25 protein-coding genes are annotated in these 20,736 nt (G+C 56.7%); 19 read left to right on the forward strand and 6 right to left on the reverse strand.

Annotation, left to right across the window (positions count from 1 at the left end; genetic code table 11):
• The first annotated feature begins 10 nt into the window (after positions 1–10).
• From pduC to pduX, 19 genes are all read left to right on the forward strand, one after another.
• The gene (gene pduC / locus NA389_RS02895) at positions 11–1,675 is read left to right on the forward strand and encodes a propanediol dehydratase large subunit PduC (RefSeq protein ID WP_001256884.1); all 1,665 of its coding nucleotides are present in this window, start codon (positions 11–13) and stop codon (positions 1,673–1,675) included.
• A gap of 10 nt (positions 1,676–1,685) precedes the next feature.
• On the forward strand, positions 1,686–2,360 hold the full coding sequence (gene pduD, locus NA389_RS02900) for a propanediol dehydratase medium subunit PduD (RefSeq protein WP_000405048.1): 675 nt from the start codon (positions 1,686–1,688) through the stop codon (positions 2,358–2,360).
• Positions 2,361–2,374: 14 nt separating this feature from the next.
• Positions 2,375–2,896, forward strand: coding sequence for a propanediol dehydratase small subunit PduE (pduE, locus tag NA389_RS02905; RefSeq protein ID WP_001090597.1), 522 nt, complete (start codon positions 2,375–2,377; stop codon positions 2,894–2,896).
• 15 nt (positions 2,897–2,911) lie between these two features.
• The gene (gene pduG / locus NA389_RS02910) at positions 2,912–4,744 is read left to right on the forward strand and encodes a propanediol dehydratase reactivase alpha subunit PduG (protein ID WP_001268893.1); all 1,833 of its coding nucleotides are present in this window, start codon (positions 2,912–2,914) and stop codon (positions 4,742–4,744) included.
• Positions 4,734–5,084 carry a propanediol dehydratase reactivase beta subunit PduH gene (gene pduH, locus NA389_RS02915; protein WP_000377983.1) on the forward strand — a complete coding sequence of 117 codons (351 nt, stop codon included), beginning with the start codon at positions 4,734–4,736 and terminating at the stop codon, positions 5,082–5,084. Before pduG ends, pduH begins: the two co-directional genes overlap by 11 nt.
• A gap of 19 nt (positions 5,085–5,103) precedes the next feature.
• Complete coding sequence (gene pduJ / locus NA389_RS02920) at positions 5,104–5,379, forward strand: propanediol utilization microcompartment protein PduJ (protein WP_001057755.1); 276 nt, start codon at positions 5,104–5,106, stop codon at positions 5,377–5,379.
• A 3-nt stretch (positions 5,380–5,382) separates the two neighbouring features.
• Positions 5,383–5,865 (forward strand): propanediol utilization microcompartment protein PduK, encoded by a 483-nt coding sequence (gene pduK / locus NA389_RS02925; RefSeq protein WP_001284384.1) that lies wholly within the window; start codon positions 5,383–5,385, stop codon positions 5,863–5,865.
• Positions 5,865–6,497, forward strand: coding sequence for a phosphate propanoyltransferase (locus NA389_RS02930; protein ID WP_079917089.1), 633 nt, complete (start codon positions 5,865–5,867; stop codon positions 6,495–6,497). Before pduK ends, NA389_RS02930 begins: the two co-directional genes overlap by 1 nt.
• The gene (pduM, locus tag NA389_RS02935) at positions 6,494–6,985 is read left to right on the forward strand and encodes a propanediol utilization microcompartment protein PduM (RefSeq protein WP_001012960.1); all 492 of its coding nucleotides are present in this window, start codon (positions 6,494–6,496) and stop codon (positions 6,983–6,985) included. The genes NA389_RS02930 and pduM overlap by 4 nt, the downstream gene beginning before the upstream one ends.
• Before the next feature lie 3 nt (positions 6,986–6,988).
• Entirely contained in the window at positions 6,989–7,264 is a 276-nt protein-coding gene (gene pduN / locus NA389_RS02940) for a propanediol utilization microcompartment protein PduN (RefSeq protein WP_000549825.1), read from the forward strand.
• Between the two features lie 9 nt (positions 7,265–7,273).
• On the forward strand, positions 7,274–8,284 hold the full coding sequence (gene pduO / locus NA389_RS02945; RefSeq protein WP_001029482.1) for a two-domain cob(I)yrinic acid a,c-diamide adenosyltransferase PduO: 1,011 nt from the start codon (positions 7,274–7,276) through the stop codon (positions 8,282–8,284).
• Positions 8,281–9,675 (forward strand): CoA-acylating propionaldehyde dehydrogenase PduP, encoded by a 1,395-nt coding sequence (gene pduP / locus NA389_RS02950; RefSeq protein WP_001097686.1) that lies wholly within the window; start codon positions 8,281–8,283, stop codon positions 9,673–9,675. The genes pduO and pduP overlap by 4 nt, the downstream gene beginning before the upstream one ends.
• Before the next feature lie 11 nt (positions 9,676–9,686).
• Entirely contained in the window at positions 9,687–10,799 is a 1,113-nt protein-coding gene (gene pduQ / locus NA389_RS02955) for a 1-propanol dehydrogenase PduQ (protein WP_001091457.1), read from the forward strand.
• Complete coding sequence (gene pduS, locus NA389_RS02960) at positions 10,796–12,151, forward strand: cobalamin reductase PduS (protein ID WP_000102036.1); 1,356 nt, start codon at positions 10,796–10,798, stop codon at positions 12,149–12,151. The genes pduQ and pduS overlap by 4 nt, the downstream gene beginning before the upstream one ends.
• Before the next feature lie 2 nt (positions 12,152–12,153).
• Positions 12,154–12,708 carry a propanediol utilization microcompartment protein PduT gene (pduT, locus tag NA389_RS02965; protein ID WP_000075778.1) on the forward strand — a complete coding sequence of 185 codons (555 nt, stop codon included), beginning with the start codon at positions 12,154–12,156 and terminating at the stop codon, positions 12,706–12,708.
• Positions 12,708–13,058, forward strand: coding sequence for a propanediol utilization microcompartment protein PduU (gene pduU, locus NA389_RS02970; protein WP_000441100.1), 351 nt, complete (start codon positions 12,708–12,710; stop codon positions 13,056–13,058). The genes pduT and pduU overlap by 1 nt, the downstream gene beginning before the upstream one ends.
• Before the next feature lie 4 nt (positions 13,059–13,062).
• Positions 13,063–13,515 carry a propanediol utilization protein PduV gene (pduV, locus tag NA389_RS02975; RefSeq protein WP_000826283.1) on the forward strand — a complete coding sequence of 151 codons (453 nt, stop codon included), beginning with the start codon at positions 13,063–13,065 and terminating at the stop codon, positions 13,513–13,515.
• On the forward strand, positions 13,500–14,714 hold the full coding sequence (gene pduW / locus NA389_RS02980; RefSeq protein ID WP_000120642.1) for a propanediol utilization propionate kinase PduW: 1,215 nt from the start codon (positions 13,500–13,502) through the stop codon (positions 14,712–14,714). The genes pduV and pduW overlap by 16 nt, the downstream gene beginning before the upstream one ends.
• 93 nt (positions 14,715–14,807) lie before the next feature.
• Entirely contained in the window at positions 14,808–15,674 is an 867-nt protein-coding gene (gene pduX, locus NA389_RS02985) for an L-threonine kinase PduX (protein WP_001533066.1), read from the forward strand.
• Positions 15,675–15,707: 33 nt separating this feature from the next.
• Here the strand turns inward: pduX and NA389_RS02990 are convergent, their stop codons facing one another.
• The 6 genes from NA389_RS02990 to phsB all read right to left on the reverse strand — a co-directional run bounded on the left by NA389_RS02990 (position 15,708) and on the right by phsB (position 20,725).
• A complete protein-coding gene (locus NA389_RS02990) occupies positions 15,708–16,043 on the reverse strand; it encodes a DUF496 family protein (protein ID WP_000450405.1) in 336 nt (111 codons plus the stop codon).
• A 245-nt stretch (positions 16,044–16,288) separates the two neighbouring features.
• Positions 16,289–17,347: an FUSC family protein gene (locus tag NA389_RS02995; RefSeq protein ID WP_079917088.1), complete on the reverse strand. Its 1,059-nt coding sequence runs from the start codon at positions 17,345–17,347 to the stop codon at positions 16,289–16,291.
• A gap of 118 nt (positions 17,348–17,465) precedes the next feature.
• A complete protein-coding gene (sbmC, locus tag NA389_RS03000; RefSeq protein ID WP_000384326.1) occupies positions 17,466–17,933 on the reverse strand; it encodes a DNA gyrase inhibitor SbmC in 468 nt (155 codons plus the stop codon).
• A 150-nt stretch (positions 17,934–18,083) separates the two neighbouring features.
• Positions 18,084–19,256 (reverse strand): serine-type D-Ala-D-Ala carboxypeptidase DacD, encoded by a 1,173-nt coding sequence (dacD, locus tag NA389_RS03005; protein WP_000925038.1) that lies wholly within the window; start codon positions 19,254–19,256, stop codon positions 18,084–18,086.
• A 123-nt stretch (positions 19,257–19,379) separates the two neighbouring features.
• Entirely contained in the window at positions 19,380–20,150 is a 771-nt protein-coding gene (phsC, locus tag NA389_RS03010; protein ID WP_001092552.1) for a thiosulfate reductase cytochrome B subunit, read from the reverse strand.
• On the reverse strand, positions 20,147–20,725 hold the full coding sequence (phsB, locus tag NA389_RS03015) for a thiosulfate reductase electron transport protein PhsB (protein WP_001016236.1): 579 nt from the start codon (positions 20,723–20,725) through the stop codon (positions 20,147–20,149). The genes phsC and phsB overlap by 4 nt, the downstream gene beginning before the upstream one ends.
• Positions 20,726–20,736 lie beyond the last annotated feature (11 nt).

The following is a 20,736-nucleotide window of genomic DNA, read 5'->3' on the forward strand; positions in this document are numbered from 1 at the left end:
AGGCTGATTCATGAGATCGAAAAGATTTGAAGCACTGGCGAAACGCCCTGTGAATCAGGACGGCTTTGTTAAGGAGTGGATCGAAGAAGGCTTTATCGCAATGGAAAGCCCGAACGACCCGAAACCGTCGATTAAAATCGTTAACGGCGCGGTGACCGAGCTGGACGGAAAACCGGTTAGCGAATTCGACCTGATCGACCACTTTATCGCCCGCTACGGCATCAACCTGAACCGCGCCGAAGAAGTGATGGCGATAGATTCGGTCAAGCTTGCCAATATGCTGTGCGATCCTAACGTCAAGCGCAGCGAAATCGTTCCGCTGACCACCGCCATGACCCCGGCGAAAATTGTTGAAGTGGTTTCGCATATGAACGTGGTTGAGATGATGATGGCGATGCAGAAAATGCGCGCCCGCCGCACTCCATCTCAGCAGGCGCACGTCACCAACGTCAAGGATAACCCGGTGCAAATTGCCGCCGATGCCGCCGAAGGCGCATGGCGCGGGTTTGACGAACAAGAAACCACGGTTGCGGTAGCACGCTACGCGCCGTTCAACGCCATCGCGCTGTTGGTCGGTTCTCAGGTTGGTCGTCCGGGTGTACTGACGCAGTGCTCCCTGGAAGAAGCCACCGAGCTTAAGCTCGGCATGCTGGGCCACACCTGCTACGCCGAAACCATCTCCGTTTACGGCACCGAGCCGGTCTTCACCGACGGTGACGATACACCATGGTCGAAGGGCTTCTTAGCCTCTTCCTACGCCTCTCGCGGCCTGAAAATGCGCTTCACCTCCGGCTCCGGATCCGAAGTGCAGATGGGCTACGCCGAAGGCAAATCCATGCTGTATCTGGAAGCGCGCTGCATCTATATCACCAAAGCGGCTGGCGTTCAGGGTCTGCAAAACGGCTCCGTAAGCTGCATCGGCGTACCGTCTGCCGTGCCGTCAGGCATTCGTGCCGTGCTGGCGGAAAACCTGATCTGCTCGTCGCTGGATCTGGAATGCGCCTCCAGTAACGACCAGACCTTCACCCACTCCGATATGCGTCGTACCGCGCGCCTGCTGATGCAGTTCCTGCCGGGTACCGACTTTATCTCCTCTGGTTATTCCGCGGTGCCGAACTACGACAACATGTTCGCCGGTTCCAACGAAGATGCGGAAGACTTTGACGACTACAACGTTATCCAGCGTGACCTGAAAGTGGACGGCGGTCTGCGCCCGGTTCGCGAAGAGGACGTTATCGCCATCCGTAACAAAGCCGCCCGCGCGCTGCAGGCCGTGTTTGCCGGAATGGGACTACCGCCGATTACCGATGAAGAAGTTGAAGCCGCGACCTATGCCCACGGTTCGAAAGATATGCCGGAGCGTAACATCGTCGAAGACATCAAGTTCGCCCAGGAAATCATCAATAAAAACCGCAACGGTCTGGAAGTCGTTAAAGCGCTGGCGCAGGGCGGGTTTACCGACGTGGCCCAGGACATGCTCAACATCCAGAAAGCCAAGCTAACCGGCGACTATTTGCACACCTCCGCCATTATCGTCGGCGACGGACAAGTGCTCTCTGCGGTTAATGACGTCAATGACTATGCCGGTCCGGCAACAGGTTATCGCCTGCAGGGAGAACGCTGGGAAGAGATTAAAAACATCCCTGGCGCTCTTGATCCCAACGAGATTGATTAAGGGGTGAGAAATGGAAATTAATGAAAAATTGCTGCGCCAGATAATTGAAGACGTGCTCCGCGATATGAAGGGCAGCGATAAACCCGTCTCGTTTAATGCGCCTGCGGCATCCACAGCACCACAGACCGCTGCGCCTGCGGGCGACGGCTTTCTGACCGAAGTGGGCGAAGCGCGCCAGGGCACTCAGCAGGACGAAGTCATTATCGCCGTCGGCCCGGCATTTGGCCTGGCGCAAACCGTCAATATCGTGGGCTTACCGCATAAGAGCATTCTGCGCGAAGTCATTGCCGGTATTGAAGAAGAAGGCATCAAGGCGCGCGTGATTCGCTGCTTTAAATCTTCCGACGTGGCGTTCGTCGCCGTTGAAGGTAACCGCCTGAGCGGATCCGGCATCTCCATCGGCATCCAGTCGAAAGGCACTACGGTTATCCACCAGCAGGGGCTACCGCCGCTCTCCAACCTGGAGCTGTTCCCGCAGGCACCGCTGCTGACGCTGGAAACCTACCGTCAGATTGGTAAAAACGCCGCCCGTTATGCGAAACGCGAATCACCGCAGCCGGTCCCTACGCTCAATGACCAGATGGCACGCCCGAAGTACCAGGCAAAGTCGGCCATTTTGCACATTAAAGAGACCAAGTACGTCGTGACGGGCAAAAACCCGCAGGAACTGCGCGTGGCGCTTTGATAAAGGATAACTCCATGAATACCGACGCAATTGAATCGATGGTCCGGGACGTATTGAGCCGCATGAACAGCCTGCAGGGCGATGCGCCAGCAGCGGCTCCTGCGGCAGGCGGCACGTCCCGCAGCGCAAAGGTCAGCGACTACCCGCTGGCGAACAAACACCCGGAATGGGTGAAAACCGCCACCAATAAAACGCTGGACGACTTTACGCTGGAAAACGTGCTGAGCAATAAAGTCACCGCTCAGGATATGCGTATTACCCCGGAAACCCTGCGCTTACAGGCGTCTATCGCCAAAGATGCGGGCCGCGACCGGCTGGCGATGAACTTCGAACGCGCCGCCGAACTGACCGCGGTACCGGACGATCGCATTCTTGAAATCTACAACGCCCTTCGTCCGTATCGTTCAACGAAAGAAGAGCTGCTCGCTATCGCCGACGATCTCGAAAACCGTTATCAGGCAAAGATTTGCGCAGCTTTCGTTCGTGAAGCGGCAGGGCTGTACGTTGAGCGTAAAAAACTCAAAGGCGACGATTAATTACAGGGGTATGTGATGCGATATATAGCTGGCATTGACATCGGTAACTCATCGACGGAAGTCGCGCTGGCGCGGCAAGATGAGACTGGCGTACTGACGATTACGCACAGCGCGCTGGCGGAAACGACCGGGATCAAAGGCACGTTGCGTAACGTGTTCGGCATTCAGGAAGCGCTCGCCCTCGTCGCAAAGCGCGCGGGGATCAATGTCAGCGATATTTCGCTCATCCGCATTAACGAAGCCACGCCGGTGATTGGCGATGTGGCGATGGAAACCATTACCGAAACCATCATCACCGAATCGACAATGATCGGCCATAACCCAAAAACGCCGGGGGGAGTAGGCCTTGGTGTGGGTATCACGATTACGCCGGAGGAGCTGTTAACCCGCCCTGCGGACTCGTCCTATATTCTGGTGGTATCGTCAGCCTTTGATTTTGCCGATATCGCCAATGTTATCAACGCCTCAATGCGCGCCGGATACCAGATTACCGGCGTCATTTTGCAGCGCGACGATGGCGTACTGGTCAGCAACCGGCTGGAAAAATCGCTGCCGATCGTTGACGAAGTTCTGTACATCGACCGCATTCCGCTGGGGATGCTGGCGGCGATTGAAGTCGCCGTGCCGGGGAAGGTTATCGAGACCCTCTCCAACCCTTACGGCATCGCCACCGTATTCAACCTCAACGCCGATGAGACGAAAAACATCGTCCCGATGGCGCGCGCGCTGATCGGCAACCGTTCCGCCGTGGTGGTTAAAACGCCATCCGGCGACGTCAAAGCGCGCGCAATACCCGCCGGTAACCTGGAGCTGCAGGCTCAGGGTCGTACCGTGCGCGTGGATGTTGCCGCCGGTGCCGAAGCTATCATGAAAGCGGTCGACGGCTGCGGCAAACTCGACAACGTCACCGGCGAGGCCGGGACCAATATCGGCGGCATGCTGGAGCACGTACGCCAGACCATGGCCGAGCTAACCAATAAGCCCAGCAGCGAGATTTTCATTCAGGATCTTCTGGCCGTTGACACCTCGGTTCCGGTGAGCGTCACCGGCGGTCTGGCCGGGGAGTTCTCGCTGGAGCAGGCCGTCGGCATCGCCTCGATGGTGAAATCAGACCGTCTGCAGATGGCGATGATTGCCCGTGAAATTGAGCAGAAGCTTAATATCGACGTGCAGATCGGCGGCGCTGAGGCTGAAGCCGCCATTCTGGGCGCGCTGACCACGCCGGGTACCACCCGACCGCTGGCGATCCTCGACCTCGGCGCGGGCTCCACCGATGCCTCCATCATCAACCCTAAAGGTGAAATCATCGCCACCCATCTCGCCGGGGCAGGCGACATGGTCACGATGATTATTGCCCGCGAACTGGGGCTGGAAGACCGCTATCTGGCGGAAGAGATCAAAAAATACCCGCTGGCTAAGGTCGAAAGCCTGTTCCATTTGCGCCACGAGGACGGCAGCGTCCAGTTCTTCCCGACGCCGCTGCCTCCCGCCGTGTTCGCCCGCGTCTGCGTGGTGAAACCGGACGAACTGGTGCCGCTTCCCGGCGACTTAGCGCTGGAAAAAGTGCGCGTCATTCGTCGCAGCGCCAAAGAGCGCGTCTTTGTCACCAACGCGCTGCGCGCGCTGCGCCAGGTCAGTCCAACCGGCAACATTCGCGATATTCCGTTCGTGGTGCTGGTCGGCGGCTCGTCGCTGGATTTCGAAGTACCTCAGCTGGTCACCGATGCGCTGGCGCACTACCGCCTGGTCGCCGGGCGAGGAAATATTCGCGGCAGCGAAGGCCCAAGAAACGCGGTGGCCACCGGCCTGATTCTCTCCTGGCACAAGGAATTTGCACATGGACAGTAATCACAGCGCCCCGGCTATCGTCATTACCGTTATCAGCGACTGCGCCAGCCTCTGGCACGAAGTGCTGCTGGGTATCGAAGAGGAAGGCATCCCTTTCCTGCTTCAGCGTCACCCGGCTGGAGATGTCGTTGACAGCGCCTGGCAGGCGGCGCGCAGCTCGCCGCTGCTGGTCGGCATTGCCTGCGATCGACACTCGCTGGTCGTGCATTACAAGAATTTACCCGCATCGGTGCCGCTTTTTACGCTGATGCATCATCAGGACAGTCAGGCCCATCGCAATACCGGTAATAACGCGGCACGGCTGGTCAAAGGGATCCCTTTCCGGGATCTGAATAGCTAAGCAACAGGAGAACTGCAGTATGAATAACGCACTGGGACTGGTTGAAACAAAAGGGCTGGTCGGCGCCATTGAAGCCGCCGATGCAATGGTTAAATCCGCCAACGTACAGCTGGTGGGCTACGAAAAAATTGGTTCTGGCCTGGTTACCGTCATGGTTCGCGGCGATGTCGGCGCGGTTAAAGCAGCCGTAGATGCCGGCAGCGCGGCGGCAAGCGTCGTGGGTGAAGTGAAATCCTGCCACGTTATCCCGCGTCCGCACAGTGATGTTGAGGCCATTTTACCGAAATCAGCCTAATCGATGGCGAATAAGGAGCACCGCGTGAAGCAATCACTGGGATTACTTGAAGTTTGTGGTCTGGCACTGGCTATCAGCTGCGCCGATATCATGGCGAAATCCGCTTCTATCACGCTGCTCGCCCTCGAAAAGACCAATGGTTCAGGCTGGATGGTGATTAAAATTACCGGTGATGTGGCCTCCGTGCAGGCGGCCATCACCACCGGTGCGCATTTCGCCGAACAGCGGAATGGCCTGGTGGCCCACAAGGTTATCGCCAGGCCCGGAGAAGGGATCCTGCTCGCAGAGACACCCCCCCCCTCCGTCATTGAACCTGAGCCTGAAGCGTCAGAGATGGCCGATGTCGTTTCTGAAGCGCCAGCAGAAGAGGCCCCGCAGGAATCAGAACTGGTCAGCTGCAATCTGTGTCTGGATCCAAAATGTCCGCGCCAGAAGGGCGAACCTCGTACGCTTTGCATCCATTCCGGCAAGCGAGGTGAAGCGTAATGGATAAAGAGCTTCTGCAATCAACGGTCAGTAAAGTTCTTGATGAGATGCGCCTGCGGCCTATCCCGCTGGGCGTCTCAAACCGTCATATCCACCTGTCCGCACAGGATTATAAGCGGCTGTTTCCCGGCCATCCCATCAGCGAGAAAAAAGCGCTGCTGCAGCCGGGACAATACGCCGCGGAGCAAACCATCACCCTGGTGGGACCGAAAGGGCAGCTCAAAAATGTGCGCCTGCTCGGTCCGCTGCGCTCGGTAAGCCAGGTGGAAATTTCGCGTACCGATGCGAGAACGCTGGGGATTGCCGCGCCGCTGAGAATGTCCGGCAACCTGAAGGGGACGCCGGGCATCCGCCTGGTCAGCCCCTTTGCCGAACTGGAGCTACCTTCCGGGGTTATCGTCGCGCAGCGGCATATCCATATGTCGCCGCTTGATGCGCTGATCCTGCGGGTTTCCCACGGCGATAGGGTTTCAGTGGCGATTGAAGGCGACGAGCGCGGGCTGATTTTCAACAACGTGGCGATTCGCGTTTCACCGGACATGCGCCTCGAAATGCACATTGATACCGATGAAGCCAACGCCGCTGGTGCCGATAACCCGCAGGCCTTTGCCCGGCTGGTAGGCCCGCGATGAACGGCGAAACCCTGCAGCGCATTGTCGAGGAGATTGTCTCCCGGCTGCATCGCCGTGCCCAGAGCACGGCGACGCTGAGCGTTACGCAACTTCGCGATGCCGACTGTCCAGCACTGTTCTGTCAGCACGCGTCGCTGCGCATCCTGCTCGTCGACCTGCCGCTGCTGAGTCAGCTTGCGGATGCAGAAACCGACGATGCCGCCGCCCGGAAAATTCACGACGCGCTGGCGTTCGGCATCCGCGTACAGCTCAGCCTGCACAGCCAGCTGCTGCCGGTTATCCCGGTAAAAAAACTGGCTCGTCTGCCGCTGGTATTCACCGACGAGCACGGACTGCCGCTGGTTCTGCATGCGGGTTCGGTGCTGAGCTATCGCGATGTCGCGCTGCTAAGCCGGGGGCGTGTGGTTGTCCACCGCAAATGCATCGTGACCGCCATGGCGCGTGACGCGGCCAATGCGCGGAATATTCAATTAATTAAGCAGGAGTAAATCATGCATCTGGCACGAGTCACGGGCGCGGTTGTCTCCACGCAAAAATCACCTTCTTTGATTGGGAAAAAGCTGCTGCTGGTGCGTCGGGTCAGCGCCGATGGCGAACTCCCCGCCTCGCCTACCTCCGGCGATGAAGTGGCCGTGGACTCCGTCGGCGCAGGCGTCGGCGAACTGGTTTTGCTCAGCGGCGGCTCCAGCGCCAGGCACGTTTTTTCCGGGCCAAATGAGGCCATCGACCTCGCCGTTGTCGGCATTGTAGATACGCTTTCGCGTTAAGGGGCGGTTATGGCGATTTATACCCGAACAGGTGACGCTGGCACCACATCACTGTTTACCGGCCAGCGGGTGAGCAAAACCCACCCGCGGGTTGAAGCCTACGGCACGCTGGATGAGCTGAACGCCGCGCTGAGCCTGTGCGCCTGCGCCGCTGCGGATGAAAATCACCGCACCTTACTCGAGGCCATCCAGCAGCAACTTTTTTGGTTTAGCGCAGAGCTGGCCAGCGACAGCGAGCAGCCGTCGCCCAAACAGCGCTACATCAGCAGCGAAGAGATTTCGGCCCTGGAAGCCGCTATCGATCGGGCAATGGCCCGCGTCGAACCGCTGCACAGCTTTATTTTACCCGGACGCTGCGAAGCCGCGAGCCGCTTACATTTTGCCCGCACGCTGGCGCGCCGCGCCGAACGCCGTCTGGTTGAGCTGGCGGCGGAAGTCAACGTACGTCAGGTGCTGATGCGCTACATCAACCGCTTATCGGACTGCCTGTACGCCCTGGCCCGCGCGGAAGATAGCGATGCGCACCAGGCCAACATCATCCGTGAAGTTAGCAAGCGCTATCTGGCTGCCAGCCAGCCGACCCGCAGCAAGGAGACAACGCCCGTGGCTCTCTCATTCCACGATCTGCACCAGCTCACCCGGGCCGCCGTTGAACGCGCGCAGCAACTGCAGGTTCCGGTAGTCGTCAGCATCGTTGACGCGCACGGTACGGAAACTGTGACCTGGCGGATGCCGGACGCCCTGCTGGTCAGCAGCGAACTGGCGCCGAAAAAGGCATGGACCGCAGTGGCAATGAAAACGGCGACCCATGAGCTGAGCGATGTTGTTCAGCCAGGCGCGGCGCTTTATGGCCTGGAAAGTCATTTACAGGGAAAAGTGGTCACCTTTGGCGGCGGTTACGCCCTATGGCGCGACGGCATATTAATTGGGGGTCTTGGCATCAGCGGCGGCAGCGTTGAGCAGGACATGGACATAGCACAGACCGCCATCGCGGCTATTAACGTGGGAACTCATCAATGAATACTTCTGAACTCGAAACCCTGATTCGCACCATTCTTAGCGAGCAATTAACAACGCCGGCGCAAACTACGGCCCAGCCTCAGGGCAAAGGGATTTTCCAGTCCGTGAGCGAGGCCATCGATGCCGCGCACCAGGCGTTCTTACGTTATCAGCAGTGCCCGCTAAAAACCCGCAGCGCCATTATCAGCGCGATGCGTCAGGAGCTGACGCCGCTGCTGGCGACCCTGGCGGAAGAGAGCGCCAATGAAACGGGAATGGGCAACAAAGAAGATAAATTCCTCAAGAACAAGGCTGCGCTGGACAACACGCCGGGCGTAGAAGATCTCACCACCACCGCGCTGACCGGTGACGGCGGCATGGTGCTCTTTGAATACTCGCCGTTTGGCGTCATCGGTTCGGTCGCCCCAAGCACCAACCCGACGGAAACCATCATCAATAACAGCATCAGCATGTTGGCGGCGGGCAATAGTATTTACTTTAGCCCGCATCCGGGAGCGAAAAAGGTCTCTCTGAAGCTGATTAGCCTGATTGAAGAGATTGCCTTCCGTTGCTGCGGCATCCGCAATCTGGTGGTGACCGTGGCTGAACCGACTTTCGAAGCGACCCAGCAGATGATGGCCCACCCGCGAATCGCAGTACTGGCCATTACCGGCGGCCCGGGCATTGTGGCAATGGGCATGAAGAGCGGTAAGAAGGTGATTGGCGCTGGCGCGGGTAACCCGCCCTGCATCGTCGATGAAACGGCAGACCTGGTGAAAGCGGCGGAAGATATCATCAACGGCGCGTCATTCGATTACAACCTGCCCTGCATTGCCGAGAAGAGCCTGATCGTAGTGGAGAGCGTCGCCGAGCGTCTGGTGCAGCAAATGCAAACCTTCGGCGCGCTGCTGCTAAGCCCTGCCGATACCGACAAACTCCGCGCCGTCTGCCTGCCTGAAGGCCAGGCGAATAAAAAACTGGTCGGCAAGAGCCCATCGGCCATGCTGGAAGCCGCCGGGATCGCTGTCCCTGCAAAAGCGCCGCGTCTGCTGATTGCCGTTGTCAATGCCGACGATACGTGGGTCACCAGCGAACAGCTGATGCCGATGCTGCCGGTGGTAAAAGTCAGCGATTTCGATAGCGCGCTGGCGCTGGCCCTGAAGGTTGAAGAGGGGCTACATCATACCGCCATTATGCACTCGCAGAACGTGTCGCGCCTGAACCTCGCGGCCCGCACGCTGCAAACCTCGATATTCGTCAAAAACGGCCCCTCTTATGCCGGGATCGGCGTCGGCGGCGAAGGCTTTACCACCTTCACTATCGCCACGCCAACCGGTGAAGGGACCACGTCAGCGCGTACTTTTGCCCGCTCCCGGCGCTGCGTACTGACCAACGGCTTTTCTATTCGCTAACCGAGGTCGCGATGAATACCTTCTCACTACAAACGCGGTTGTACAGCGGTCAGGGCAGCCTGGCGGTGCTCAAGCGCTTTACCAATAAGCACATCTGGATAATCTGCGATGGCTTTCTGGCGCGCTCTCCGCTGCTGGATACCCTGCGTAACGCGCTGCCCGCAGATAACCGCATCAGCGTCTTTAGCGAGATAACGCCGGACCCCACCATCCATACCGTGGTGCAGGGCATTGCGCAAATGCAGGCCCTGCAGCCGCAGGTGGTGATTGGTTTTGGCGGCGGCTCGGCAATGGACGCGGCGAAAGCGATTGTCTGGTTTAGCCAGCAAAGCGGGATCAACATCGAAACCTGCGTGGCGATCCCGACCACCAGCGGCACCGGCTCGGAAGTGACCAGCGCCTGCGTGATTAGCGACCCGGATAAAGGCATTAAGTACCCGCTGTTCAACAATGCGCTGTATCCGGATATGGCGATCCTCGACCCGGAGCTGGTGGTCAGCGTACCGCCGCAGATTACCGCCAACACCGGCATGGACGTGCTGACCCACGCCCTGGAAGCGTGGGTTTCACCGCACGCCAGCGACTTTACCGACGCGCTGGCGGAAAAGGCCGCCAAACTGGTGTTCCAGTATCTGCCCACGGCGGTGGAAAAAGGCGACTGCGTGGCGACGCGCGGGAAAATGCACAACGCCTCAACGCTGGCGGGGATGGCCTTCAGCCAGGCGGGGCTGGGGCTTAACCACGCTATCGCCCACCAGCTTGGTGGGCAGTTTCATCTTCCGCATGGCCTGGCCAACGCCCTGCTGTTAACCACGGTTATCCGTTTTAACGCCGGAGTTCCGCGCGCCGCCAAACGCTACGCGCGAATGGCCAAAGCCTGCGGCTTTTGCCCGGCAGAAGCCAATGACGTTGCGGCAATCAATGCGCTAATTCAGCAAATCGAACTGCTTAAGCAACGCTGCGCCATTCCCTCACTGGCCGTTGCGCTTAAAGAAGGAAGATCCAACTTTTCCGTACGCATTCCGGCGATGGTGCAGGCTGCGCTGGCTGACGTTACGCTGCGCACCAACCCGCGCCCGGCCAATGCCGAAGCCATTCGGGAACTGCTGGAGGAACTGCTATGAGTACCGCCGTCAACGTCGTTGAAATGTCTCATAGCGCTGATGAAATTCGCGAGCGCGTTCGCGCAGCGGGCGTTGTGGGTGCGGGCGGCGCAGGTTTTCCCGCTCACGTCAAACTACAGGCGCAGGTAGAGATTTTTCTGGTGAACGCCGCTGAGTGTGAACCGATGCTCAAAGTTGACCAGCAACTGATGTGGCAGCAGGCCGCGCGTCTTGTGCGCGGCGTACAGTACGCCATGACGGCAACCGGCGCGCGCGAAGGGGTGATAGCCCTGAAAGAAAAATACCGGCGGGCCATCGACGCGCTCACCCCGCAGCTGCCAGCCGGTATCCGCCTGCATATCCTGCCGGATGTTTATCCTGCGGGCGATGAGGTGCTGACTATCTGGATGGCAACCGGCCGCCGGGTCGCCCCGGCTGCGCTACCCGCCAGCGTCGGCGTGGTCGTCAATAACGTGCAAACGGTGCTGAATATTGCCCGGGCGGTCGAGCAGCAGTTTCCGGTCACTCGTCGCACGTTGACCGTGAACGGCGCGGTCGCCAGACCGTTGACCGTTACCGTTCCTATCGGCATGTCACTGCATGAAGTGCTGGCGCTGGCGGGCGGCGCAACGGTCGACGACCCTGGTTTTATTAACGGCGGCCCGATGATGGGTGGCCTGATTACCTCTCTTGATAACCCGGTGACGAAAACTACCGGCGGCCTGCTGGTGCTCCCCAAAAGCCATCCGCTTATCCAGCGGAGAATGCAGGACGAGCGCACGGTGCTTTCCGTCGCGCGCACCGTCTGCGAACAGTGCCGACTGTGTACCGATCTCTGTCCGCGACACCTGATCGGCCACGAACTCTCTCCGCACCTGCTGGTGCGGGCGGTGAACTTTCACCAGGCCGCCACGCCACAGCTGCTGCTGAGCGCCCTTACCTGCTCGGAATGCAACGTTTGCGAAAGCGTGGCCTGCCCGGTGGGGATCTCGCCGATGCGCATCAACCGCATGTTAAAACGCGAGCTACGGGCGCAAAACCAGCGCTACGAAGGGCCACTGAATCCGGCCGACGAAATGGCGAAATATCGCCTGGTGCCGGTGAAGCGGCTGATCGCCAAACTGGGACTAAGCCCCTGGTACCAGGAAGCGCCGCTGGTTGAAGAAGAGCCGTCAGTAGAAAAAGTCACTTTGCAGCTGCGCCAGCATATTGGTGCCAGCGCAGTACCGACTGTTGCCGTCGGCGAGCGCGTGACGCGCGGGCAATGCGTTGCCGATGTCCCGCCTGGCGCGCTCGGCGCACCCATTCACGCCAGCATCGACGGCATTGTTTCGGCCATCAGCGAACAGGCCATCACGGTTGTAAGAGGTTAACCATGTCTCAGGCTATAGGAATTTTAGAACTCACCAGCATCGCCAAAGGCATGGAGCTTGGTGATGCCATGCTGAAAAGCGCCAACGTTAATCTGCTGGTCAGCAAGACCATCTGCCCAGGTAAGTTTTTACTGATGCTGGGCGGCGATATCGGCGCTGTCCAGCAGGCCATTGAAACCGGTACGTCGCAGGCCGGCGAGATGCTCGTCGACAGCCTGGTGCTGGCAAATATTCATCCCAGCGTACTTCCGGCCATCAGCGGCCTGAACAGCGTCGATAAGCGCCAGGCGGTAGGTATCGTCGAAACCTGGAGCGTGGCGGCCTGCATCAGCGCCGCAGACCGGGCGGTGAAAGGCTCAAACGTCACCCTGGTGCGGGTGCATATGGCCTTCGGCATCGGCGGTAAATGCTACATGGTGGTGGCAGGCGATGTTTCTGACGTCAACAACGCCGTGACGGTCGCCAGCGAAAGCGCGGGCGAGAAAGGGTTGCTGGTTTACCGCTCGGTGATCCCGCGCCCGCATGAAGCCATGTGGCGACAGATGGTGGAGGGATAATGGAAAGACAGCCAACAACGGATCGCATGATTCAGGAGTACGTTCCCGGGAAACAGGTCACCCTCGCGCACCTGATTGCCAATCCGGGGAAAGATCTCTTTAAGAAGCTGGGCCTGCCGGATGCGGTTTCCGCGATTGGCATCCTTACCATCACGCCGAGCGAGGCGTCGATTATCGCCTGCGATATTGCTACCAAATCCGGCGCGGTGGAGATTGGTTTTCTTGACCGCTTTACCGGCGCGGTGGTGCTGACTGGCGATGTTTCCGCCGTGGAATATGCCCTTAAACAGGTGACGCGCACCCTGGGCGAGATGATGCAGTTCACCACTTGCTCGATCACCCGGACGTAACGTCATGAAGCGTTTGATGTTTATCGGCCCCAGCCAGTGCGGGAAAACCTCGCTAACCCAAAGCCTGCGCGGCGAAGCGCTCCATTATAAGAAAACCCAGGCCATTGAATGGTCTCCGATGACTATCGATACGCCGGGCGAATATCTGGAGAACCGCTGCCTGTATAGCGCCCTGCTGACCAGCGCCTGCGAGGCCGACGTCATCGCGCTGGTGCTGAATGCCGACGCCCAGTGGTCGCCCTTTTCTCCGGGGTTTACCGCCCCGATGAACCGCCCGACGATTGGCCTGGTCACCAAGGCCGATCTCGCCGAGCCGCAGCGTATTTCGCTGGTTGCGGAATGGCTTACGCAGGCTGGCGCCCGGCAGATTTTTATTACCAGCGCGTTGAATAATTCGGGTCTCGACGCCGTGCTGGATTTTCTGAATTCGAAGGAACCTTTATGTCTTACAAAATAATGGCCATTAACGCCGGCAGCTCATCGTTAAAATTCCAGCTGCTGGAGATGCCGCAGGGCGACATGCTCTGTCAGGGGCTGATTGAACGTATCGGTATGGCGGATGCGCAGGTGACAATTAAGACGCACAGCCAAAAATGGCAGGAAACCGTCCCCGTTGCCGATCATCGCGATGCGGTAACGCTGCTTCTGGAAAAGCTGCTGGGTTATCAAATCATTAACAGTCTGCGGGACATTGACGGGGTGGGCCATCGTGTGGCGCACGGCGGTGAGTTTTTTAAAGACTCGACGCTGGTCACGGATGAAACGTTAGCGCAAATCGAACGTCTTGCTGAACTGGCCCCGCTTCACAACCCGGTAAACGCGTTGGGTATTCACATTTTCCGTCAACTGTTGCCTGATGCCCCTTCCGTAGCCGTGTTTGATACGGCATTTCACCAGACGCTGGATGAACCCGCCTATATTTACCCGCTTCCCTGGCATTATTACGCTGAACTGGGGATTCGCCGTTATGGCTTTCATGGCACCAGCCATAAGTATGTCAGCGGCGTTCTGGCGGAAAAGCTGGGCGTACCACTCAGCGCATTACGGGTGATTTGTTGTCATCTTGGAAACGGTAGCAGCATCTGCGCCATCAAGAACGGGCGTTCGGTCAATACGTCGATGGGCTTCACGCCGCAGTCAGGCGTGATGATGGGCACCCGTAGCGGAGATATTGATCCCTCTATTCTGCCGTGGATAGCCCAGCGCGAAAGCAAAACGCCGCAACAGTTGAATCAGTTATTAAATAATGAGTCAGGCTTGCTGGGCGTTTCTGGCGTGTCGTCTGATTACCGCGATGTCGAACAGGCAGCCAATACCGGTAACCGGCAGGCTAAACTCGCTCTCACTCTGTTTGCCGAACGCATTCGCGCCACCATTGGCAGCTATATTATGCAAATGGGAGGACTGGATGCGCTGGTATTCACTGGGGGCATTGGCGAGAACTCAGCGCGCGCCAGATCGGCGGTGTGCCATAATTTGCAATTTTTGGGCTTAGCCGTTGATGAAGAGAAAAATCAACGTAATGCGACATTTATCCAGACGGAGAACGCCCTGGTGAAAGTCGCCGTCATCAACACCAACGAAGAGTTAATGATCGCACAAGACGTTATGCGCATTGCGCTACCGGCCACGGAAGGGCTTTGTGTACCAGCCTGAGAGGGTTATACGACGCATTGCGGCAAGTCATGGTAATAACGCTTTTACCATGACACTATGCGCGCACACTATTTGTACCTGAAAGGTGATAACGTGGCTGTTGCGCAATGCCCCGCCTCATGCGGGGAACTTATCCAGGGATGGATTCTGGGCAGTGAGAAACTGGTCTCCTGCCCTGTTGACTGGTACAGCACCGTAGCAGTCACGGCTGCGCCGCCGCTGGTAAACGAGCGCCCATTGTCGCGGGCGATGGTGGAGCGCGTTCTGGCGCACTGGCAGTATCCTGCGCACTGGAGTAACGAGATTCGCGTCGATGTGCGTTCGTCAATTCCTGTTGCCAAAGGCATGGCCAGCAGCACCGCAGATATTGCCGCTACGGCAGTGGCAACGGCGCATCATCTTGGCCATTCGCTGGATGAAACTACCCTTGCACAGCTTTGCGTCTCAATCGAACCCACTGATAGCACCGTTTTTCATCAGTTAACGCTGTTTGATCATAATAATGCGGTCACGCAAATCGCCTGCGAGCCACCGCCGCCAATCGATTTGCTGGTACTGGAAAGCCCGGTCACACTGCGCACGCAAGATTACCACCGTCTCCCTCGCCAGCAGAAATTAATAGCAAGTTCAGCAACCTTGCAGCAGGCCTGGAATCTGGTGCAGGAAGCCTGTATAACGCAAAATCCGCTCCGACTGGGTGAGGCGGCTACGCTTAGCGCTATCGCCAGCCAGACGCTGTTACCTAAGCCGGGCTTTACCGCCCTGCTGTCGCTGGTCGAAGAGTGTGATTTATACGGATTGAACGTGGCACATAGCGGTAGCGTGGTGGGTCTGATGCTGGACCGGAAACGTCATGACATTGCGCGCCTGAAAGGTAAGCTGGCAGAGAAAAAACTTACCCGACACTGGCCAAAACAACATTTACTCAAGATGGTCACAGGCGGGGTCAAACTGCAGTGAGAGCCTGATATACGCTCCCACTGCCGTAGCGCATTATTCGGCTTTTACATCGGCGTGTTTCATTTCGCCCATCGCTTTCAGCTTTTTGGAAATGTCGCGACGCTCTTTGGAGATTTCGGCATTTTTAATGATGTAGTCATCAACGCGATCTTCATAGTCGCTTTTCATACTGGCGATGATACCCTGAATCGCCTCAACGCTCATACCTGGCTTGATGTAGTCGCTCAGGTTGTCCAGCAGCAGCACACGCTTCTGGTTGTCACGGATCTTCTTCTCAATGTCCTGAATTTCACGTTGCAGTTTATTTTTGCGACGGAACAGACGAACAAACTCCAGCACGTCCTGGAAAGAAGGCTTGGTTGTTTCCATTTTTACACCCCTGATAATGTGAGATTCGGATTCGTTAAGCAACTGCTAGTGGATAAACATTACGTTTATCCCCGTCATACTTCAAGCCGCCAGAGGAAACACCGTTACGTCGCCGTCTGGGGGAAACCTGAAGGTTCGGAGATAAAATCGTTGTCAGTAGCACTCATTTTATCCTTATATTAGTATCATACTCTTAATCTTTGCTGAATCGAAGCAGCAACAAATTCATTCACCCCATCTGCTTTTTATTTGCGCAAAGCCCGGCAGATCAAATGCGAAAGCAGTTCCAACTGTCGGGCCGTTTCCATACTTAGCCAAACATAGCCGTGGATGGGGGTTTCAGCCACCGCGTCGCCCTGCTGCTCGTTCATTAGCTGCCGCAACTCGGCAGCAATATCATTCAGTTTACCGGTGTTTGCCAGTACCGGCTGCGGGTTGCCTTCAAACAACGCGTGGGCGATCGTTAACAAGGTTTGCTGCGTCATCTGCTGGGTTTCACGCAATGTGCGCGCGTTAAGCATCACAAAATGGCTGGCGCGCGTTGCCCAGTGGGCGTTGATTTGTAATTCAAGCATACAAACCAGATTGCGGTTGATGGTCTGAATGGCCTCGAAAATAGATTTTTGTATCCGGGTTTCTTTACTGGCGGGCGTTATCAGCCCGCGCATTTTGACGACATCGTTCAGCAACCGTTGCAAATGTTTATCCAACCGGGGGCGCTCCAGCAAATTCGGCGACAGCGCTGCCTGATACACCCGATTATACGCCGTGACGCAATGCGCCAGTTGGATGCGCCAGTGCAAAAAGGCGCGCTGGGGCCAGATGCCGGTAAACAACATTGCCAGTAGCGACCCCAAAATCACATCCCCGCCACGCCATAATGCCGTATTCATATCACCAGCGGGAGCGCCGACAACAACGGCGAGCGTTATGCCTATCAGTAGCGCCTGATACGGTTTTTTCCCTAATGCCAGCCAGCCGCACAAAAACATCGCTATCGCACACCACACCAGCATCAGCGGTAAGGAAAAGAGCTCCAGGCGTAGCGCCACCAGCCCTAACGCCGCGCCCAGGATCGTACCGCCTATGCGCTCAAAAGCACGAGGCACTACATTTCCCCAGAATGAGATGGGCCCCATAATCACCACTAACGTGATTAGCGGCCATGTGCCCTCGGGAATAGAAAACAGACGAACCAGCAGAAAGGTAAGAATGAACGCCAGGGCGATACGTATGCCATGCACGATGCGATAATGACGGTACAACCGTATTTCAAAAGGGCTTAATGACTTATCGGCACGCACGCTTGCGCTCCTTACGGGAATGGCAAAAAATGCATTGTACCTGCTTTATAGCAAAAATAGCGCACTGGCGGACGGAACACATTATCCGTCCGCTCTTTTCAGCCAGGAAACCAGTCGATCACTTCCGCTGTACCGGAATATACATTTCAATATCCCAGTATCCATCTTCCATACCGTTATTCAGATAGGTTTCAAAACAGGGCGCAGAGGCTATCTGATAAGCGCTATCCTGCTCCAGGACGTCAAAAAACCGTTCCCACGGCTTCGCAAAGTCACGGTCTTCCACTCGCGCGACAGCAGTGGCATATTCGCCGCCTTCAATGGCGGTCACGATTACGCCTTCACTATTGTCCGGCAGGATGAAATTCTCTGCCACGGACACCACGGTATCGCAGCGGAGTTTTTCTGCAGGTACGACATCTGGATTGTCGTAATAGACGGCAATCCATTCAACTGGCACGATCCGCTGTCGATCCACCCACGTCATCAGTTGTTCAAAACCCTGCTTCACGGTGTGTTCCCATGGACCGACCATGTGGAAACCGGCTATCTTGCGTTTTTGTTCCTGCCTGATTTCGTAATCCATGCTGCCTCCGTCACTTTACCATACTGTATGAATGTACAGCATAATTACAGCATTTTACGGTCACAAGGACAGCGTGATCATTTTGTGAGCAACCTCGCAATCCCGCCCTTTTGACACCTCAGATGACGGTGAACGGTATGTGACAACGGCTTACGCTTTATGCTGAAAATAGTCGCTCAGACGAGAGAACATACCGCCTTTACCCACCGATTCCAGAGTGACCAGCGGCCACTGAGCGATCAGTTTATCCCGATCGTAGAGCTCTATTTCACCTACCTGTTGATGAGCGGCGATTGGCGCCTCCAGCTCTTTTCTATCCAGCACATATTTTGCTTTGATATGCGGAATTTCCGCTTTAGGCAGCGCCATCCAGAAATCCTGTTCCGTACCCAGCGCAATCTTTTCTTTGTCTCCATACCAGATTCGCTCGCTGCCCACTTTTTTACCGCTGTGCAAAATCTGCACCGTCGCAAAGTTTTGCAGGCCCCACTGCAACAGTTTTCGCGCCTGTTCTTCACGGCCTTTCGAACTTTTCGCTCCCATCACAACAGCGATAAGTCGACGCTGCCCGTCCACCGCCGATGCGATAAGATTAAATCCCGCCCCCGATGTGTGTCCGGTTTTAAGCCCATCGATATGCATGGTCTTATCCCATAACAAGCCGTTACGGTTCTGCTGCGTGATGCCGTTCCAGGTCAGGCTTTTCTCGCTGTACATGTGATAGAATTCAGGCTCGCCGTGAATAATCGCCCGGGAGAGTACGGCCAGGTCATACGCGGAGCTATGTTGTCCCGGCGCATCCAGACCGTGGACGGTTTCAAAATGGGTATCCTGCAAATTGAGTTTTTTCACATAGCTGTTCATCATCGCCACAAACTGCGGCTGCCCGCCCGCGATATAATCCGCCAGCGCCACACAGGCATCGTTACCGGAATCCACAATTAAGCCACGGCTTAAATCACGCACCGACACGCGATCCCCTTCTTTTAAAAACATCAACGAGGAGCCGACAAACACCGGATTATCCTTCGCCCAGGCGTCGCGCCCAACGGTGACGATATCGTCAGGGCTGATACGATGACTATCGATGGCGCGATCGACGACGTAGCCCGTCATTAGCTTGGTAAGGCTGGCAGGATTACGTTGCTGGTGTTCATTACCGGCGGTAAGAACCTGTCCCGTAGTGTAATCCATCAACACCCAGGCGCCTGCATCAATGGCTGGCGGTTGGGGAGCAAAACTTACGGCATCGGCCGCAAGCGCAGGAGAAAGGTGCATCGCGAATAAAGAAGCGGCAATAAACAAACGGCGTTTCAACAGCATGTCCTCAGGATGGTCTCAATTTGCCGTTCTTTTTACGGAAGTTCAGTTAAACAAACATGGATAAATTGCAAGAAAATGTGACACAAGGCACATTTTCTTGCTAACTTTATTTTATGGATACGCTCAGACGGCGGACTTATCCCCGCGCGGCGCGGTACGATGACGATGACGATGATAGCCGTCAACCATGCTACGGAAAATTTGTCCCGGCGTGTCGCCAAGAGTACACAGATAGAGATGCGCGCAAATAAACAGTAAGCCGATGATAGCAAGCGCCATATGCAGCACCAGCATCACAGGGCCCAGACCCGCAACCTGCGGATAGAGACACAGCAAACCGGTGATGATTAACAGCGGTACCAGCGCGTACATAATCGCCAGATATGCCAGTTGTTGCAGTGGATTGAACTTATTCTGCTCTGTTGCCGCGAACGGATGCGCTTCCCCTTTCATGATGCCAAAAAGGTAAAAACGCGTCTGGCGTATGCAGCGCGTTACCAGTCCGGAAAAATTTACCCGATAGTGACGCCCGTTACCTGTGGTGAGATTGATCAGAACAAACCCGACCCAGAAAGCCAGTAAGGCAAAACCACACCAGGTATGCACTTGTACCATTAGCGCTACAGGGCCGAGAGAAAAATGACCAAATAAACCGCTTAACAGTAATAAAACAAACAGTAACGCATTTCCCCAATGCCAACGGCGAATCGCCAGCGAGTAGAGATAGTCACGATGCTCTTCGCCGCCCGCCGTTTTTGGCGCCAGCATCCGGCGCAATAACGCATGGATAACCAGCCCAACAAGCATGAGCAGCACCACGACGCCTGCGTAAATTAACCACAGCGGCCAATAATCTGGCGCATAATGCAGTTCCGCTCCCCAGATAGTATTCATGCTTTACCCTCCTGATGGACTTCTTTACGACGGTACAGACTGACCGCGCCGCTACGCGCCTCCTGCTGGCGATAGACCTCTTTCTGACCGACCCAGCGCTGGATCTCGCTCTCATCCAGTCTGCCGAATTTCAGCGCGTCCGTTGGGCAAACGGATACGCACGCCGGAGACTGGCCAGCCGCCAACCGCGTGTCGGCGCAGAAGTTACACTTGTCGGCGACACCGGTTTGCGGATTCAAATAGCGCACATGGAAAGGACACGCGGCAACACAATAATCGCAGCCAATACAGCGCGATTTATCCACCTGCACGATCCCGTTTTCATCACGATATGACGCTCCGGTAGGACAAACGCTGACACATGGCGCATTTTCACAGTGCTGACAGGAGACGCGGACAAATTGAAAATGGGTTAGTGCGTTGGATGCCTGTTCAGGGGCGCGAATTTGTACCTGTACGCGGCTAAATCCCTCCGGTACGTCATTAAGCACTTTGCAGGCAACGGTACACGCCTGGCAGCCGATACAACGTTTTTCATCATGCAGCATGACGTACTGATTCGTTAAATGATTCATGGTTCCCTACT

It is taken from the genome of Salmonella sp. NW645 (assembly GCF_051703725.1).
GTDB classification, from domain to species: domain Bacteria; phylum Pseudomonadota; class Gammaproteobacteria; order Enterobacterales; family Enterobacteriaceae; genus Salmonella; species Salmonella enterica.

Coding starts and splice junctions, on each gene's coding strand:
- pduD (WP_000405048.1), top strand. CDS start 1,686: ATGGAAATTAATGAAAAATTGCTGCGCCAGATAATTGAAGACGTGCTC.
- pduV (WP_000826283.1), top strand. CDS start 13,063: ATGAAGCGTTTGATGTTTATCGGCCCCAGCCAGTGCGGGAAAACCTCG.
- pduQ (WP_001091457.1), top strand. CDS start 9,687: ATGAATACCTTCTCACTACAAACGCGGTTGTACAGCGGTCAGGGCAGC.
- pduU (WP_000441100.1), top strand. CDS start 12,708: ATGGAAAGACAGCCAACAACGGATCGCATGATTCAGGAGTACGTTCCC.
- pduM (WP_001012960.1), top strand. CDS start 6,494: ATGAACGGCGAAACCCTGCAGCGCATTGTCGAGGAGATTGTCTCCCGG.
- NA389_RS02990 (WP_000450405.1), bottom strand. CDS start 16,043: ATGGAAACAACCAAGCCTTCTTTCCAGGACGTGCTGGAGTTTGTTCGT.
- pduJ (WP_001057755.1), top strand. CDS start 5,104: ATGAATAACGCACTGGGACTGGTTGAAACAAAAGGGCTGGTCGGCGCC.
- pduE (WP_001090597.1), top strand. CDS start 2,375: ATGAATACCGACGCAATTGAATCGATGGTCCGGGACGTATTGAGCCGC.
- pduH (WP_000377983.1), top strand. CDS start 4,734: ATGGACAGTAATCACAGCGCCCCGGCTATCGTCATTACCGTTATCAGC.
- pduN (WP_000549825.1), top strand. CDS start 6,989: ATGCATCTGGCACGAGTCACGGGCGCGGTTGTCTCCACGCAAAAATCA.
- phsB (WP_001016236.1), bottom strand. CDS start 20,725: ATGAATCATTTAACGAATCAGTACGTCATGCTGCATGATGAAAAACGT.
- pduO (WP_001029482.1), top strand. CDS start 7,274: ATGGCGATTTATACCCGAACAGGTGACGCTGGCACCACATCACTGTTT.
- pduP (WP_001097686.1), top strand. CDS start 8,281: ATGAATACTTCTGAACTCGAAACCCTGATTCGCACCATTCTTAGCGAG.
- phsC (WP_001092552.1), bottom strand. CDS start 20,150: ATGAATACTATCTGGGGAGCGGAACTGCATTATGCGCCAGATTATTGG.
- pduG (WP_001268893.1), top strand. CDS start 2,912: ATGCGATATATAGCTGGCATTGACATCGGTAACTCATCGACGGAAGTC.
- pduC (WP_001256884.1), top strand. CDS start 11: ATGAGATCGAAAAGATTTGAAGCACTGGCGAAACGCCCTGTGAATCAG.
- dacD (WP_000925038.1), bottom strand. CDS start 19,256: ATGCTGTTGAAACGCCGTTTGTTTATTGCCGCTTCTTTATTCGCGATG.
- pduK (WP_001284384.1), top strand. CDS start 5,383: ATGGCGAATAAGGAGCACCGCGTGAAGCAATCACTGGGATTACTTGAA.
- pduS (WP_000102036.1), top strand. CDS start 10,796: ATGAGTACCGCCGTCAACGTCGTTGAAATGTCTCATAGCGCTGATGAA.
- pduT (WP_000075778.1), top strand. CDS start 12,154: ATGTCTCAGGCTATAGGAATTTTAGAACTCACCAGCATCGCCAAAGGC.
- NA389_RS02930 (WP_079917089.1), top strand. CDS start 5,865: ATGGATAAAGAGCTTCTGCAATCAACGGTCAGTAAAGTTCTTGATGAG.
- sbmC (WP_000384326.1), bottom strand. CDS start 17,933: ATGGATTACGAAATCAGGCAGGAACAAAAACGCAAGATAGCCGGTTTC.
- pduW (WP_000120642.1), top strand. CDS start 13,500: ATGTCTTACAAAATAATGGCCATTAACGCCGGCAGCTCATCGTTAAAA.